Below are 15,979 nucleotides of genomic sequence, written 5' to 3' on the forward strand. Positions count from 1 at the left end.
ATAAACGCGTACCTATTAAGAACAAAGGAATTCTTCAGTTTTATTAATAAAGTATTCCTTCATGATAATATTCAAATACTGATCAGAGTTTAAGTAGACTACCTCTAAATTAAGTTTTCTACAATCTGGCTCATTTGTTAAAAACAAACACTTTTAAACCTCTTTTCTTATCAACAAAAGTATTTAAGTGATTAAATATTTCTTGGAAATCGACAACTTCAATGTGATTATCTCTTAGTAATTGCAAATAGCTAGGTGGAGAATAGTATTCATGTATAACGAAACGTTTTATTTTCCTTCCTTCTGTCCACCATTGAATCGAATTGACTCCATCAGGCGCTACACCATCACTTAAATAATCTTCGATTTTTCCAAAATAATCTATAATTTTATTAGCAACTTTCTTTTCATTAACTATCGCCTTAACTTGTATAATATGAATCTCTTTATCATTGATTGCAAGCACATCTATGTCCGTCCAACTTTGTGCCTTATAAGTCTGAGTCTTCCCGTTTTGAATTCTAGTTCGAGTAGTTATGATAGGTATCCAATAATTCGTCTGTACAAAATAACCCTGAATTCGGTAAAACTCACTAACTAATTCTTCAACAAAATTCGCTGACATTAATAATCATTCCTTTTCAGTATGTTCCCTCTTTAACTTCTATAACCCATTAGTAAAATGTCCAATAAGCTGTATATTGTTTGCAAACACTAATTTATGTCAGCCAAATAGTTGTTCACTTCAACCCGATTCATTAATATCATTTTGCAACATTAAGAAATAACTCATTACGTCACTTTCTATTTAATGAATGCAGTAATTCATATATCAACTAGTTTCTACAAAAACTTACAAATTCCTTCTATGATTGGTTTTGTTAGCCCGTATTTCTTTTTTGCGGAGTAATATCTTTTGGACTTAATAAAAACTCCCTTATAAGGACCCATAATTTTATTTTTAATCTCTCTACTTAAAAAAGGAGCATATCAGAAACAGGAAGCGGGTATACTTTTTTTATTTAATAGTATTGGTCTAAATTCAATTATTGAATTAAATATCTTTAATGTTACTCACGTTTTCCTTCGTGAGTTATCTTTGCATATTTAATTGTAGTATCTGGCGATCTATGACCTAGCAATTCTTTAATAGCTACGAGTTCAGTTCCATTATTTAATGTTAATATTGAGAAGGTATGTTTAAAACATGTGGACTTTATTTTGTATTGCACCCGGCCCTTTATTACAAGTGGTTTGTTAATGTATTAATTTTTTTATAGTGGGAATAATTCATTAAAATACGTTACTCAAGAGGTGTTAAATAAATTGAAAGGTCATGTTTACAGAAGAGGATGCACATGCAAAAAAAGAAAGTGTACGTGTGGAGCTAAATATACTTTTGTTGTCGATATTGGAACTGACCCTAAAACTGGGAAGAGAAAACAAAAATCAAAAGGTGGATTTAAAACTAAGCAAGAGGCAGAATTAGCATTAGCATCATTAATACATGATATTCAAGCTGGTACTTTCATAAAAGAATCTGAGGAATTATTTAAAGACTTTGCTAAAAGCTGGCTAGTTATTTATGCTGAAACAAATTTGGTGAAGCCAGGAACTATTAGAGTAAGACAACATGAAATAAATAACCTTTTACCTTATCTTGCAAATTTAAAGCTCAAACATATTAATAGGGAAACTTATCAAAATGCATTAAATGATTTAAAAGAGAAAGGGTACGCAGATAATACTTTAAGTGGCATTCATCGTACTGGTAGAATGATATTTAGAAAAGCAATTGAAATGGAAAAAATCAAAAGAGATCCTACAGAATTTGCTTACATAAGAAAAACTAAAAAATCAGTTGAAGATTTAGAAGCAAACGAAATACCAAAATACTTGGAAAAAGAAGAATTAAATCTTCTCTTACAAACGGCTAAAGAAAAGGGATTATTTTTAGACCACTTAATGTTTTTAATACTTTCTTTTACTGGAATACGTGTAGGTGAGTTAGTCGCACTTAAGTGGAGAGATGTAGATTTTAATCAACACACCATAAGAATTACAAAGACCTATTACAACCCAACAAATAACACTCTTAAGTACCAATTAGTACCACCGAAAACCAAAAAATCAAAACGTACTATTAGTATAGATGAAGAAGTTATAGTTCACTTAAAAAGGCATTTAGCTTTACAAAATAAAATTAAAATGAAAAAACGTAATATGTACCATGATGAAGATTTTATTTTTACGAAGAAAGAGCGGCATCCAGGATACCCTATTTTAATCAAGGTTGTTGAAACTAGAATGAAACGTTTATTAAAGATAGCTCAGCTAAATGAAGATCTCACACCTCATTCCCTAAGACATACCCATACTTCATTATTAGCTGAAGCTAATGTCAATTTAGAAATTATTATGGAAAGACTAGGTCACACTGATGATCAAACTACAAAAAATATATATTTGCATGTAACACAAGAAATGAAAAAAGAGGCTTCTCAAAAATTTGGTGAATTAATGAGAAGCCTCAAAAAATAATTCTTATGTTATCAAAATGTTAGCATTTGATTAATTTCTAATTTAAAACCCTTGTGCATCAAAGGGTTCAGGCAGCTATTACATCATGCCCGGCATGCCGCCGCCCATGCCGCCCATGTCAGGGGCGCCACCTTCATTTTCGTCTGGGTGGTCAGCAACAACCGCTTCAGTTGTTAAGAACATGGCTGCAACAGATGCAGCGTTTTGTAACGCAGAACGCGTCACTTTTGTAGGGTCAACAATACCTTTTTCAATCATGTTCACCCATTCGCCAGTTGCTGCGTTAAAGCCAGTGCCGATTTCTTCATTTTTAAGGCGTTCTACAATAATAGATCCATCTAGACCAGCGTTTTCAACGATTTGACGAACTGGTTCTTCTAATGCGCGAAGTACGATGTTTTGACCAGTTGCTTCATCGCCGCTTAAGTCTAGTTCAGATACTTTCTTGTAGATGTTTACAAGCGCTGTTCCACCACCGGAAACAATACCTTCCTGTACAGCAGCACGAGTAGAGTTTAGAGCGTCTTCGATACGAAGTTTACGTTCTTTTAACTCAGTTTCAGTTGCAGCACCTACTTTGATAACTGCAACACCGCCTGCTAGTTTAGCTAGACGTTCTTGTAATTTTTCTTTATCAAAATCAGATGTCGTTTCGTCTAATTGTGCACGAATTTGGTTGACGCGTGCAGCTAGCTTATCTGCATCACCAGCACCTTCAACGATTGTTGTATTTTCTTTTGTGACAACAACTTTAGATGCGCGACCTAGTTGATCAATTGATGCACTCTTCAAATCTAGACCTAAGTCTTCAGTGATTACTTCTGCACCAGTTAAAATTGCAATATCTTCAAGCATCGCTTTACGACGATCACCAAATCCAGGCGCTTTAACAGCTACAGCATTAAATGTTCCACGAAGCTTATTCACAACTAATGTTGCAAGTGCTTCACCTTCAACATCTTCTGAAATAATTAAAATTGGTTTACTTTGTTGAACAACTTGTTCTAATAAAGGAAGCACTTCTTGGATATTAGAGATTTTCTTATCTGTAATTAAGATATAAGGGTCTTCTAAAACAGCTTCCATTTTATCTTGGTCAGTTACCATATATGGAGAAGCGTAACCACGGTCAAATTGCATACCTTCAACAACTTCTAGTTCTGTGTTAAATCCTTTAGATTCCTCGATTGTGATAACACCGTCGTTACCTACACGTTCCATCGCTTCTGCAATGATTTGACCAACGTCTTCGTCAGTTGCTGAAATAGCCGCAACTTGAGCAATTGAATCTCTACCTTCAATTGGATTAGACACTTTACGAAGCTCTTCTGTAGCCACTTCTACAGCTCTTTCAATTCCACGACGAAGGCCAACTGGGTTTGCACCGGATGTAACGTTCTTAAGACCTTCGCGAATCATCGCTTGTGCTAGAACTGTCGCAGTTGTTGTACCGTCACCAGCAACGTCGTTTGTTTTAGATGCAACTTCTGATACAAGCTGAGCACCCATGTTCTCGAAGTTATCTTCTAATTCAATTTCTTTTGCGATTGTCACACCATCGTTAGTGATTAATGGTGAACCGAATTGTTTATCTAGTACAACGTTACGTCCTTTTGGTCCAAGTGTTACTTTCACAGCATCTGCTAATGTATCCACACCGCGAAGCATTGCACGGCGAGCGTCTTCGCTAAATTTTAGTTCTTTAGCCATTTTTAAATGCCCTCCTTATGTTTTTCTTAATTATTCAACGACTGCTAAAATGTCGCTTTCACGTAAAACTAAGTATTCATTGCCATCTTGTTTCACTTCTGTTCCTGCGAACTTAGAGTAGATGACATGGTCACCATCTTTAACTTCTGGTGCAACTTTTTCGCCATTTTCAGTTACACGACCAGAACCGACGGCAACAATTTTACCTTCTTGGGGCTTTTCTTGGGCAGAATCAGGTAATACGATTCCGCTTGATGTTTTTTCCTCTTGCTCTACTACTTCTACGATTACGCGATCACCTAGTGGTTTTAACACGTTAAAAACCTCCTCCAATTTTAATGTTGAAGATGATTATTAGCACTTAACACCATCGAGTGCTAATTCCAATTAATATAATAATGAATCTTATTTTCTTTTGCAAGTAAAATATATAATTTTTGTTTCATTTTTTTATTTGTTATAAAATAAACCTTAAAGAATAAATCAAAAAACCAGCAAGTACAATAACATTATAAATCCGTAACTTAAAAGGAGACGATTTTTTTGCCTAAACGATACTGGTCGATCATCTTAATATATTTAGCAGCACAATTCTCAGCACTCATCGGTGTACCGTTATTACTCCAAATATTTAATAACATGACTTTAGTAGATGCTCAAGTCTACTGGTCCATATTCAGCATGGCCATTGCGACTTATTTTATCATTAAAAACCTACGACCCGACATTAAGAATGCTCAGATGCGAGAACGTCCTGGCGGGGGCGGAACAGTACTTAAGTGGTCTGTGATCGGTTTCGTGTTGGCATATTTGGCTCAGGTTGTGGCCAACTATATTAATATTGAAGTTTTTGGAATCACGCAATCATCTGAAAATACAAACCAATTAATTTCGATGATTGAAGATAACTTATTGTTTATCGTGTTACCCATTCTGTTTGCACCACTTCTAGAGGAAATTATCTTTCGTAAAATTATCTTTGGTCAATTACATCAACGAATGAACTTTTTCATTGCTGCGATTATTTCAGCGTTGATGTTTAGTTTATTACATTTCGACTTTAAATTTATTTTAACTTATGCGGCTATGGGTCTTGTTTTTGCCTATTTATATGTGAAAACGAAAAGAATTATCGTACCAATCATCGTGCATATGGCTCTTAATACCTTCGCTGTTATGATGAATTTATTTATTGATATTGAAGAGCTTGAAAGACAGTTAGAAGAACTAGAAAATGCTGCAATGATTTTAATTGGAGGTTAAAGTATGAGGGTATCGCCTGTATTTATAGCCTTTATGTACTTGTTAATGGGACTAGCATTTATTTATATCGCGCTTAGAAGTGCGGATGAGACCGTATGGAATTTAACAACCATCATTTTTACGATTGTAGCTGCACTTGATTTCGGTGTTGCCATTCGTATGCTAGCTCGCTACTTTTCTCATAAAAAATAGCTATTATAAAAAGGAATGATCAATCCTCGATCATTCCTTTTTATCATCATTTTGATACCCTTTCATTTTATAGGCAAATGGTACTGAAATCGCGATGATAACCGCCGCAACGATAAACGCTTCGTTAATAGCCTCCAATGTTGCCTCGTTTGTAGTTAAACCAGACACTTGATACATTCCACGTCGAATTTCAAAATATACCGAGAAAAACACGATACCTAACGAGGACGCCGTTTGGCGAATGAGATTATTCATCGCTGAACCCTGTGCGACTAAATGATCGGGAATGGCATTCATCCCGGTTGTCGTTGCTGGCATGTTTCCAAAACCAAGCCCCATGCCATGGATAATATTAATAATTAATAACACCCAAAACGATGTTTCTAAATCAACTAAGCCAAACATTAAACACGCAAAGGTCAGAACGATTAATCCGGTTGGTACAACAAGCTTAGGACCTTTTTTATCCAGTATCCTTCCACCGATGGTCATAAACGCTCCGCTCGCAAGCGCGCTTGGTATAAAGAGTAAACCTGTCTTCACCATACTAAGTCCATAACCATCTTGTATTAAATAAGGCAATAAAAACAAATTAGAAAATAGCCCTATGGACGCTGCTGATGTTGCGACAATGGAATAGCGATACGTTTTAACTTTAAAAATGGATAAATCTAATAAAGGCGCTTTCTGTTTTAATTCGTACTTTATAAACATATAAATAAGGAGAGCACCCAATACGAGTAACGTCAAATTGAATCCAGTTAAGGCATGCTCGAAATCGCGCGCTTGACCTAAGACGTAAAGTACCATGCCAACGCCTGATGTAATTAAAACAAATCCTTTCCAATCAAACACACGTGTTGGATCCGGTTCTGTCGACTTTAAGAATTTAATTGAGAAAAACATACTTATAAACGCAAAAGGCAAATTAATTAAAAATAAGAAGTACCAATCAAAGTTTTCCGCAATCATGCCACCAATCGTTGGTCCGATTGCAGGTGCAATCATAACTGAAACCCCGTAGATTCCGACTGCGAAACCGCGTTGATTTTTAGGGAAGGCTTGGAAAATCAACGCCATCGCATTAGGCATCATTAAACCGCCCGCAATACCTTGAATGGCCCGTGCGATAATCACTATACTTAACCACTGTGATACCGCTCCAATGAGTGAACCTGTGGCAAATAGAGCCAGTCCGATAATATAAACCTTCTTTTTACCCCAGCGATCTCCTAAATACCCTGTAACAGGCATCGTCATACCCATCATGATCATAAACATGGTAAGAATCCAGCTGACGCCGACAGCATCCGTATTAAATACATCCTCTAATTCCGGTAAAACTGGATTCAACATACTATTATTTAATATAACCGCGAACGTACCAAACAGTACGGATAAAACAACTAACCATTTATGACTAAGATTCCCCATGGTGAAGCCTCACAATCTTCAGATAATTCGATATACGAACTATTTTAACCTTTAGCCTACAAAAAAGGAAGGGCTTTTTCGATTAATTATGTTTTAGAAAATAAATAAGCGTTTGTAATTCAATCGATAAATCGATGTGGTGAACGCGAACATGGCTAGGTACAGACAAACGTGAAGGCGTGAAATTCAAAATCCCTTCAACACCGTTTTCAACTAATTGGCTCGTCACTTCCTGAGCTGCTCTTGCAGGAACAGTGAGGATCACAACCTTTATCTCCTTACGTTTCAATTCTTTTTCTAAATCATCAACATGATAGACCGGCACATCACCAATCTTCTCGCCAACTTTCTCCCGATTCGTATCAAACGCAATTTCAATCTGTGTGTTTCCTTTTTTCATAAAATTGTAATGTAATAAGGCCGTGCCGAGGTTGCCGACTCCAACCAACGCGACACTTGCTACTTCATCTTGGTCAAGTAAGTTTCTAAAGAATTGTAGTAAGTGGGCAATATCATACCCATAACCCTTTCGTCCCAATTCGCCAAAATAGGAAAAATCCTTTCGAATCGTTGCTGAGTCCACTTTAATAGATTCACTTAGCTCTTTTGATGAAATTCGTATTTTCCCTTGATTATAAAGTAAATTTAAATGTCTATAGTATAAAGGCAATCGTTTAGCTGTTGCTCGAGGAATTCTCTCTTCATTCATTTTATAAACTCCTTTGATATAGCCCATTGCTTATTAATGATAAAATAGATACACTAGTTCACGTTGAGGTGAAAACAATGATCGTTATGCAATTAAACAATATAAATAAATATTTTGGTGCTGACCTTATTCTATCTAAAATCAAATTAGAAGTACATCATGATGACCGAATTGCCATCGTTGGCCGTAATGGTGCTGGTAAATCGACATTATTAAAAATTATGGCTGGGCAGACACCTTATGATGATGGAGATATCTTCAAACCAAAGGACGTAACGGTTGGATATCTTGATCAGCACACAGGTCTAGATTCTGATAAAACAATCTGGAATGAAATGAAGATTGTTTTTAAACATTTAATCGAATTAGAACAGGAATTACGTGAGTATGAACTAAAAATGGCTGACCCAGAGATTATGCAAGATAAAACAGCCTATCAACAGTTATTAACGACTTATGATCAAAAGCAAAACGCCTTTCAACAACAAGGCGGCTTCCAATATGAAGCTGAGATTGAATCCGTACTTCAGGGACTTAACTTTGGCTCTTTCGATTTTAATACACCGATTTCAGCCTTAAGTGGTGGGCAAAAAACTCGTTTAGCTCTAGGGAAACTGTTACTTTCTCGACCAGATGTTTTAATATTAGATGAGCCGACGAACCATCTAGATATTCCAACCCTACGTTGGCTTGAAACATACCTTAAGAATTATCAAGGCGCTGTTGTGATTGTCTCACACGACCGTTATTTCTTAGATGAGACGGTTAATATCGTGTATGACATCGCGTTTCAATCGATTAGAAAGTATCACGGGAACTATAGCTATTTTTTAAGAAAACGTGCTGAAGACTATGAACTCGAATTAAAACGCTATGAAAAGCAACAGGAAGAAATCAAAAAGCTTGAAGAATACGTTCAGAAAAACATCGCTCGTGATTCGACTAGTAAGCAAGCGAAGTCAAGACGTAAAAAGCTTGAGAAAATGGATAGGATGGACAAACCTGGTCTAGACGATCATTCGGCCAAATTTTCATTTGAAATAAAACGAAAAAGTGGGAATGATGTCTTAAAAGTTGATCACTTATCGGCGAAATATGGTGCACTGGATGGGCCAATTTTTGAAAACGTCTCTTTCAGAGTGAACCGTGGGGATCGAATGGCGATTGTCGGACCGAACGGAATTGGTAAATCAACCTTACTAAAGGCCATTCTTAAACGAATCGAATATGTTGACGGTGACATTATGTACGGTACTAACGTTGAGTTCGGCTATTATGACCAAGAACAATCAACCTTAAATTCACATAAAACAGCACTTCAAGAGCTTTGGGATGAATACCCGTTAATGCCTGAAAAGGATATTCGAACCGTATTAGGCAATTTTCTATTTACGGGAGACGATGTCTTAAAAACAGTAGGTATGTTAAGTGGTGGGGAAAAGGCTCGTGTCCTTTTAGCCAAACTCATGCTCCAAAAAGCGAACGTCCTCATCATGGACGAGCCAACGAACCATTTAGATTTAGATAGTAAAGAGGTGCTTGAGGCCGCTTTAGCTGATTTCCCTGGAACGATCATATTCGTATCGCACGATCGTTATTTTATTAACCGAATTGCAACCCATGTCATTGAGTTAGGTCAGAACGGAGCGCGTACTTTTATCGGGGACTATGATTACTATGTGGAAAAACTTGAGGAAGAAACTCAAATAAAAGCAATGGAAAAAGTTGAAGTTAAACAGAACAAGCAAAAGCAGGCTTCATCAACAAACAAGGACATACAGCGCGAACGAAGAAAAATTGAACGACGCATACAGTTCATTGAGGAACAAATTGCAGAGCATGAACAAACGATTGAAGAGATGGAACCACAGTTATACAATCCGGACAATGTTAATGATTACGCTAAGCTTCAGGAAATCAATGATACGATTAAGCAACAGGAAAATGCGCTTGAAGAACTGATGGAAGAATGGGAAGAACTGCAACAGGAAATCGAGTCATTCGATTAACAATATATCCACAGAAAAGTCATGAATGAAACAGTTTTCAACAGACTTATCCACTTTATCCACAAAAACCGACGATGTTATCCACAAAATTCGCGCACAACATCATCATCGGTGTACCGCGTTTGGTAAAAATTAATCCACAGCGACCTAAATGGGCTGTGGATTTTTTATTCTAATATTAAGCTCGGATTAGCATTTAATGTTAAATCTTTATAATTTCCGCGACGGAACTCAATCGAAGCAGCTGCACCAATCATAGCTGCATTATCCGTACATAAAGATAACGGTGGAATCATGAGGTCAATCTGTGACTCCTCAAATTTTCCTTCTAAGGCTGTACGTAATCCTTTATTGGCAGATACACCCCCAGCAACAATAAGTTGTTCAACATTCAACTCTTCTGCTGCTTGATACGTTTTTTCGACAAGCACGTCAACCACACTAGCCTGGAAAGATGCCGCAATGTCTTCCACGCGATAGGACTCTTGTTTTTGTTGAAGTTGATTCAATTTATTGATTACAGCTGTTTTTAATCCGCTAAAGCTAAAATCATAAGAGCCGTTTTCTAACCATGCCCGAGGAAAATCATACAGGTCATGTCCCTCATGTGCCAATCGGTCCAATACCGGGCCTCCAGGATAAGGCAACTTTAAAGCTTTCGCCACTTTGTCATAAGCCTCACCTGCTGCATCATCCCTTGTTTCCCCTATCAACTTGTAATGACCGTGCTCTCTCATATAAATTAGTTCTGTATGACCACCTGACACCACTAAAGATAATAATGGAAATTTAAAGTCTTTTTCTAGACGATTCGCATAAATATGTCCGGCAATATGATGCACACCGATTAATGGAATATCATGTGCAAAGGCTATCGTTTTAGCCGCATTGACACCGATCAATAAAGCGCCGACTAGACCAGGGCCTTCCGTTACGGCGACCGCATCAATGTCTTCCATTGAGATTTTAGCTTCATCTAGTGCTTGTTCCACCACAATTGTTATCTGTTCGATATGGTGACGTGATGCAATCTCCGGAACAACTCCGCCAAACTTTTCATGAATGTCCATCTGTGTCGCGACCACATTCGATAATAATTCCGTACCGCCTTTAACGACGGCTGCAGCTGTTTCATCACAGCTTGTCTCTAGCGCTAATATCATTTCATTTGTATCTCTCATAATTTCACCCACATTACTAATGCGTCTTCTCCATCATCTTGATAATAGCTTTCCCTCGTACCAACGGCTTTTAATCCAAACTTTTCATATAAACGCTGTGCAACAATATTGGATTGTCTTACTTCTAAAGATAATTCAGTTGCACCTTTTGCCTTTGTATATTGAAGCACCTCTTGAAACAGTTTTTCCCCATAGCGATTACCACGTTCATCCGGAGAAACAGCAATATTCGTGATTTGAGCTGCTTCTAAAACAATCCATATACCGCAGTAACCTATAATCTGATCATCTATTTCAATAATTAAATAATGAGAAAACTTATTCTTAATTAAATCATACAGAAAATCTCTCTTCTTCCAAGGCGTTTGAAATGACTGATTCTCGATGACGATGACTTCCGGTAAATCGTCTATCGTCATTTCACGTACATTAATATCACTCATTGGAATTCCCTTCCTCATGTTGCTTAGCCCAATTAGCTTCAGCTTGTGTCATGCGCTGATAGTTCGGGTTTACGTTATGTATATCAGCAGATGACACATCTTGTCCTAACTGTACTAAAATACCAGCCCTAGGTAGATTAAGGGAATGGTTAACCAAAATAGCATTTTCCCCTAAGATACTTTCTATTAACTCATTAAAATTATGACCATTTGGACTTGTAAAAAGGATGGGTTCCTCAAGATTTATCAGCTGCTTCAACCATATTTCCATATCTATATTACAATCAGCCTCAATGGTCTTGATCTGCCCATGATTAGCAAAATAAAGACCTGTATAGACATTCCCTCTTCTGGCATCAAAGAAAGGGCAGATATACCCTTTATGATACATGAGCTGTCCAGCTAAGGTTTTTAAACTAGAAACAGTCTTAATCGGGATATTTAACGTCCAAGCTAACGTTTTAGCTGTTGTCATACCAATTCTTATCCCGGTAAATGATCCTGGTCCTTCTGCCACCACGACTTCATTTAAGTCTTTAGGTTTTAAACCCGCTTGTTCCATCACTTGTTGAACGGCTGGCATTAGTTGTATCGAATGGTTGCGCTTAATGTTAACGGTTAATTCTGAAACTAATTGATTGTCTTGATAAATCGCCACACTCATAGGTTGATTGGACGTATCAATCCCTAGTACATTCATTGTTTAAGCTCCTTACATATCGTTTGGAAACGTTCACCTTTTGGTGTTAAAATCAATTTTCGCTCATCGTCGTCAATTTTCTTAATCTCAATCTCTAACCGTTCCTTAGGTAAAAACTCCTCGATAAAACTCGACCATTCAACAACAGTCACACCAATACCATTAAAATACTCATCAAATCCAATATCTTCATCACTGTCTTCCAAACGATATACATCCATATGATACAGTGGAAGTCGGCCACGATATTCTTTAATAATCGTATAGGTTGGACTATTAACCGTTCGCTTTACACCAAGGCCCCTTGCTAATCCCTTCGCAAATGTTGTCTTACCCGCTCCTAAATCCCCATCTAATGTCAACACATCACCAGGCTTTAAAAAAGAAGCTAATGTCTCAGCTAAATCTTGTGTTTCATTTTCATTATTCGTTTTAAATGTATACATGAATCATCACCTATTTACCATGTTGATAACCGTCTCGATTAAGCACAAGTCTAGATTTTTCATCTTTTAATATTACTTTTGCTTGATTTTGGTCGTTGTTTAACACATGACCGATATGTGTGACTGCAATCCCTTTTGATTCGCACTTTTTTTGTATTCGCTCCCAATCATCTTGGCTACACGTTCCGACTAACTCAAAATCTTCACCTGAAGATAACGAAAATTGCTTTAATGTCGCTTTATCTAAATCCTTCATCTCATGATGAATCGGAATATTAGACCAATCGATTTCAATTGTTACATTAGATTCCTCGGCAATTTCATTTAATTCTGATGCAATACCATCACTCACATCATTTAAACAAATTCGCTTAATATCATTCGTTTCTTCAGCAAAATCAATTCTAGGAATCGGCCGTATATGTCGGTTGATAAAATAATTATCTTTCGACGCTATTCCATCTTGTATGTATTTAAAACCATATGCGGCTTCTCCCAAACGCCCTGTTACAAAAACTATATCATTTTCTTTAGCACTGCTTCTCAAACGGTTTAAAGATGATAATTTTGCCCCAAAAACCGTGACCGTTATAACTAACTGATCAGATGAAGTGGTATCGCCGCCAATCAAATCCATTTGGTAATGACAAGCTAAAGCTGTCATTCCATTCATGATTTGTATTAACTGACTATTGTCGTACGTTGATGGACTCGATATATTCACCATATAATACAAAGGACGACTACCCATGGCTGCCAAATCACTAATATTAGCGGCTAGTACCCTATGGCCAATATCCTCTAGAGCCATATAATCTAGGGAAAAATGAACATTCTCAACCATCGTATCCGTTGATATGACTAAATGTTCACCATTTACAGGATTAATAATTGCTCCATCATCGCCTATACCTTTTATAACAGAAGATTGCTTATAATATTTGGACTTGATTGAGTTAATAAAATTAAACTCTTCCATGAATACGTTACCTCTTTTTATCATTCCTGGCGAGAATACTCCCTCCTCAAGGAATGTGTAGGGCGTAGCCCAATGAGTAGGGGGGAGATGAATCGCCAGTTCCTAAAATACTTTCCATTGGTCGATCAAAGACAAATACAAATTACCGAACAAACGTTTGCATTCTAAGTAAATTTGGTCTATAATGAACGTAACACATACAAGGAAGTGAAGGAAATGCCGGTTATAAAAGCCTATAAGTTCCGACTCTTTCCCACCCAAGATCAGGCCATCCTCATGAACAAAACCATAGGTTGCAGTCGTTTTGTCTATAATCACTTTCTATCGAAATGGCAAGATACTTACCAACAAACTGGAAAAGGCCTAACCTACAACCGTTGTTCTTCCCAGTTGACACAACTTAAGAAAGAAATACCATGGTTAAAAGAAGCGGACAGTATCGCCCTTCAAGCCACATTAGAAAACCTCGCGGATGCCTTTTCTCGATTTTTCAACAAACAGACCCGAACGCCACGCTACAAATCTAAAAAGTATCCTATCCAATCTTATAAGACAAAGCTAACCAATGATAATATCAAGATTATGGGGAACCGAATCCAATTACCTAAACTAGGAAAAGTTAAATTTGCGAAAAGCCGTGATGTTAAAGGCCGTATCCTGCATTGCTTCATTAGACGTAACCCTTCGGGCAAATACTTTGTATCGATTGTGGTCGAAACGGACGTTGAGCCCATGGACAAAACTGGTTCAGCTGTGGGGATTGACCTAGGCCTTAAAGATTTAGTTGTGCTGTCTAATGAAATAACGTACAAAAATCTCAAACACCTTCACCAATATGAGATGAAATTGGCTAAAGAACAGCGTATTCTATCCAGACGCCAAAAAGGGTCTGTAAACTGGGAGAAGCAACGCATCAAAGTCGCCAAACTTCATGAAAAAATTCAAAACATCAGACAAGACTACTTGCATAAAATCGCATTCAATATCGTCAAAAACCACGACATTATTGGAGTTGAAGATTTGCAAGTGTCGAATCTATTGAAAAATCACAAATTAGCCAAGGCCATCAGTGATGCCAGTTGGTCACAATTCCTATCCATGCTGACCTATAAAGCTAAATGGTATGGTAAACAACTGATTAAGGTAGCGAAGGACTTTCCGTCCAGTCAACTCTGTTCGAATTGCGGCTATCAAAACCAAGACGTTAAACATCTCGCTATACGTGAATGGACATGTCCTGAATGTGGTGTCCACCACGATCGGGATATCAACGCTAGTCAAAATATTCGTCACGAGGCCTTACGATTGGCCCATTAAATGGATCAAAACCGCAGGTCCAGCGGGGTTAGCCTAATCAATAACTGGCGGTTACGCCGGTGTTCTTAGGAATCTCCCACTTCAAACGGTCCGTAAGATCGTTAAGTGGCGAGAGGTTCAAGTATGTCGATTTCATGCCTATCATAGCAAAAATTCGGTCGAATAGAAAATATATCGAGCTTTTGACATAAAACAACCCCTACACATCATGTAGGAGTTGGGGGATGAAAATAGGTTATTAAAATAACAATAGCCCTGTATAACCACAAGGGCTCAAAACTTTTATGCTAATATGGCGGTCCGGACGGGACTCGAACCCGCGACCTCCTGCGTGACAGGCAGGCATTCTAACCAACTGAACTACCGGACCAAGATTAATTGGTTGCACCCTTCGAGCACTACGATTTCATCTCGCAGAGTAGCTAATTCGACGTAGTGTCGATGAATATTATGGTTGCGGGGGTAGGATTTGAACCTACGACCTCCGGGTTATGAGCCCGACGAGCTACCAGACTGCTCCACCCCGCGATATTGACTTGAATTCCATTTATTTGGAACCCAGACTATAATGATATTAAATTCCGACTGCTCGTCGTGTTGCTTGTTATTTCAATGCTGCGGGCACTCCTCGCAAAACCTACATCGATGTTATTCCAAGATGTTTACGGTCTTGCTCCACCCCGCGATATTGACTCCATTTATTTGGAACCCAGACTATAATTAGTAATGCCCGGCAGCGTCCTACTCTCACAGGGGAAACACCCCAATTACCATCGGCGCTAGAGAGCTTAACTGCTGTGTTCGGCATGGGAACAGGTGTGACCTCTCTGCCATCGCCACCGGACTATTCAATTAGGTATAGTACCTTCAAAACTAAATACAAACCACCAAGCATCGAGCTTCACGTCTTTTCGGTCGAAGTTAAGTCCTCGATCGATTAGTATCCGTCAGCTCCACGTGTCACCACGCTTCCACCTCGGACCTATCAACCTCATCGTCTCTGAGGGATCTTACTCGCTTAGGAGCGATGGGAAATCTCATCTTGAGGGGGGCTT

At 37.9% G+C, this 15,979-nt stretch carries 15 protein-coding genes, 2 tRNA genes and 2 rRNA genes; 5 read left to right on the plus strand and 14 right to left on the minus strand.

What is annotated here, in order from left to right; genetic code table 11:
* Positions 1–130: 130 nt before the first annotated feature.
* Entirely contained in the window at positions 131–625 is a 495-nt protein-coding gene (locus tag BLP77_RS12350) for a hypothetical protein (RefSeq protein WP_093857440.1), read from the minus strand.
* Between the two features lie 701 nt (positions 626–1,326).
* Here BLP77_RS12350 and BLP77_RS12355 point away from each other — a divergent pair.
* Complete coding sequence (locus BLP77_RS12355; protein WP_093857441.1) at positions 1,327–2,541, plus strand: site-specific integrase; 1,215 nt, start codon at positions 1,327–1,329, stop codon at positions 2,539–2,541.
* 78 nt (positions 2,542–2,619) lie between these two features.
* Here BLP77_RS12355 and groL read toward each other — a convergent pair whose 3' ends face one another.
* Together groL and groES are read right to left on the minus strand one after the other, a co-directional pair.
* Entirely contained in the window at positions 2,620–4,251 is a 1,632-nt protein-coding gene (gene groL, locus BLP77_RS12360) for a chaperonin GroEL (RefSeq protein ID WP_093857442.1), read from the minus strand.
* Positions 4,252–4,281: 30 nt separating this feature from the next.
* Complete coding sequence (gene groES, locus BLP77_RS12365; RefSeq protein WP_093857443.1) at positions 4,282–4,566, minus strand: co-chaperone GroES; 285 nt, start codon at positions 4,564–4,566, stop codon at positions 4,282–4,284.
* A gap of 228 nt (positions 4,567–4,794) precedes the next feature.
* On the opposite strand from groES, the gene BLP77_RS12370 reads away from it, so the two are divergent.
* Both BLP77_RS12370 and BLP77_RS12375 read left to right on the plus strand, forming a co-directional pair.
* Positions 4,795–5,514 carry a CPBP family intramembrane glutamic endopeptidase gene (locus tag BLP77_RS12370; protein ID WP_093857444.1) on the plus strand — a complete coding sequence of 240 codons (720 nt, stop codon included), beginning with the start codon at positions 4,795–4,797 and terminating at the stop codon, positions 5,512–5,514.
* Between the two features lie 3 nt (positions 5,515–5,517).
* Positions 5,518–5,706, plus strand: a complete 189-nt coding sequence (locus BLP77_RS12375) for a YdiK family protein (RefSeq protein WP_093857445.1) — start codon at positions 5,518–5,520, stop codon at positions 5,704–5,706.
* Positions 5,707–5,736: 30 nt separating this feature from the next.
* On the opposite strand, the gene BLP77_RS12380 is transcribed toward BLP77_RS12375, so the two are convergent.
* Complete coding sequence (locus tag BLP77_RS12380) at positions 5,737–7,140, minus strand: MDR family MFS transporter (protein ID WP_093857446.1); 1,404 nt, start codon at positions 7,138–7,140, stop codon at positions 5,737–5,739.
* Between the two features lie 82 nt (positions 7,141–7,222).
* Positions 7,223–7,849: a redox-sensing transcriptional repressor Rex gene (locus BLP77_RS12385; RefSeq protein WP_093857447.1), complete on the minus strand. Its 627-nt coding sequence runs from the start codon at positions 7,847–7,849 to the stop codon at positions 7,223–7,225.
* A gap of 77 nt (positions 7,850–7,926) precedes the next feature.
* Between BLP77_RS12385 and BLP77_RS12390 the strand changes: the two genes are divergently transcribed.
* The gene (locus tag BLP77_RS12390; protein ID WP_093857448.1) at positions 7,927–9,858 is read left to right on the plus strand and encodes an ABC-F family ATP-binding cassette domain-containing protein; all 1,932 of its coding nucleotides are present in this window, start codon (positions 7,927–7,929) and stop codon (positions 9,856–9,858) included.
* Positions 9,859–10,025: 167 nt separating this feature from the next.
* Here the strand turns inward: BLP77_RS12390 and tsaD are convergent, their stop codons facing one another.
* From tsaD to thiL, 5 genes are read right to left on the minus strand one after another with little or no spacing between them, the layout of a single operon-like run.
* Complete coding sequence (gene tsaD, locus BLP77_RS12395) at positions 10,026–11,039, minus strand: tRNA (adenosine(37)-N6)-threonylcarbamoyltransferase complex transferase subunit TsaD (RefSeq protein WP_245686878.1); 1,014 nt, start codon at positions 11,037–11,039, stop codon at positions 10,026–10,028.
* Entirely contained in the window at positions 11,036–11,482 is a 447-nt protein-coding gene (rimI, locus tag BLP77_RS12400; RefSeq protein WP_245686879.1) for a ribosomal protein S18-alanine N-acetyltransferase, read from the minus strand. The genes tsaD and rimI overlap by 4 nt, the downstream gene beginning before the upstream one ends.
* Complete coding sequence (gene tsaB, locus BLP77_RS12405) at positions 11,475–12,182, minus strand: tRNA (adenosine(37)-N6)-threonylcarbamoyltransferase complex dimerization subunit type 1 TsaB (RefSeq protein ID WP_093857450.1); 708 nt, start codon at positions 12,180–12,182, stop codon at positions 11,475–11,477. The genes rimI and tsaB overlap by 8 nt, the downstream gene beginning before the upstream one ends.
* The gene (tsaE, locus tag BLP77_RS12410; RefSeq protein ID WP_093857451.1) at positions 12,179–12,628 is read right to left on the minus strand and encodes a tRNA (adenosine(37)-N6)-threonylcarbamoyltransferase complex ATPase subunit type 1 TsaE; all 450 of its coding nucleotides are present in this window, start codon (positions 12,626–12,628) and stop codon (positions 12,179–12,181) included. Before tsaE ends, tsaB begins: the two co-directional genes overlap by 4 nt.
* A gap of 10 nt (positions 12,629–12,638) precedes the next feature.
* Positions 12,639–13,607, minus strand: a complete 969-nt coding sequence (gene thiL, locus BLP77_RS12415; protein WP_176753069.1) for a thiamine-phosphate kinase — start codon at positions 13,605–13,607, stop codon at positions 12,639–12,641.
* Positions 13,608–13,823: 216 nt separating this feature from the next.
* On the opposite strand from thiL, the gene tnpB reads away from it, so the two are divergent.
* Positions 13,824–14,924, plus strand: coding sequence for an IS200/IS605 family element RNA-guided endonuclease TnpB (tnpB, locus tag BLP77_RS12420; RefSeq protein WP_093857453.1), 1,101 nt, complete (start codon positions 13,824–13,826; stop codon positions 14,922–14,924).
* A 293-nt stretch (positions 14,925–15,217) separates the two neighbouring features.
* On the opposite strand, the gene BLP77_RS12425 is transcribed toward tnpB, so the two are convergent.
* The 4 genes from BLP77_RS12425 to BLP77_RS12440 all read right to left on the minus strand — a co-directional run.
* A tRNA-Asp gene (locus BLP77_RS12425) sits at positions 15,218–15,294 on the minus strand.
* Positions 15,295–15,375: 81 nt separating this feature from the next.
* Positions 15,376–15,452 (minus strand) — tRNA-Met (locus tag BLP77_RS12430).
* 200 nt (positions 15,453–15,652) lie between these two features.
* A 5S ribosomal RNA gene (gene rrf / locus BLP77_RS12435) occupies positions 15,653–15,768 on the minus strand.
* Positions 15,769–15,841: 73 nt separating this feature from the next.
* Positions 15,842–15,979, minus strand: a 23S ribosomal RNA gene (locus BLP77_RS12440); the annotation flags it as partial.

This window comes from Tenuibacillus multivorans (assembly GCF_900103915.1).
Taxonomy (GTDB): Bacteria; Bacillota; Bacilli; order Bacillales; family Alkalibacillaceae; genus Tenuibacillus; species Tenuibacillus multivorans.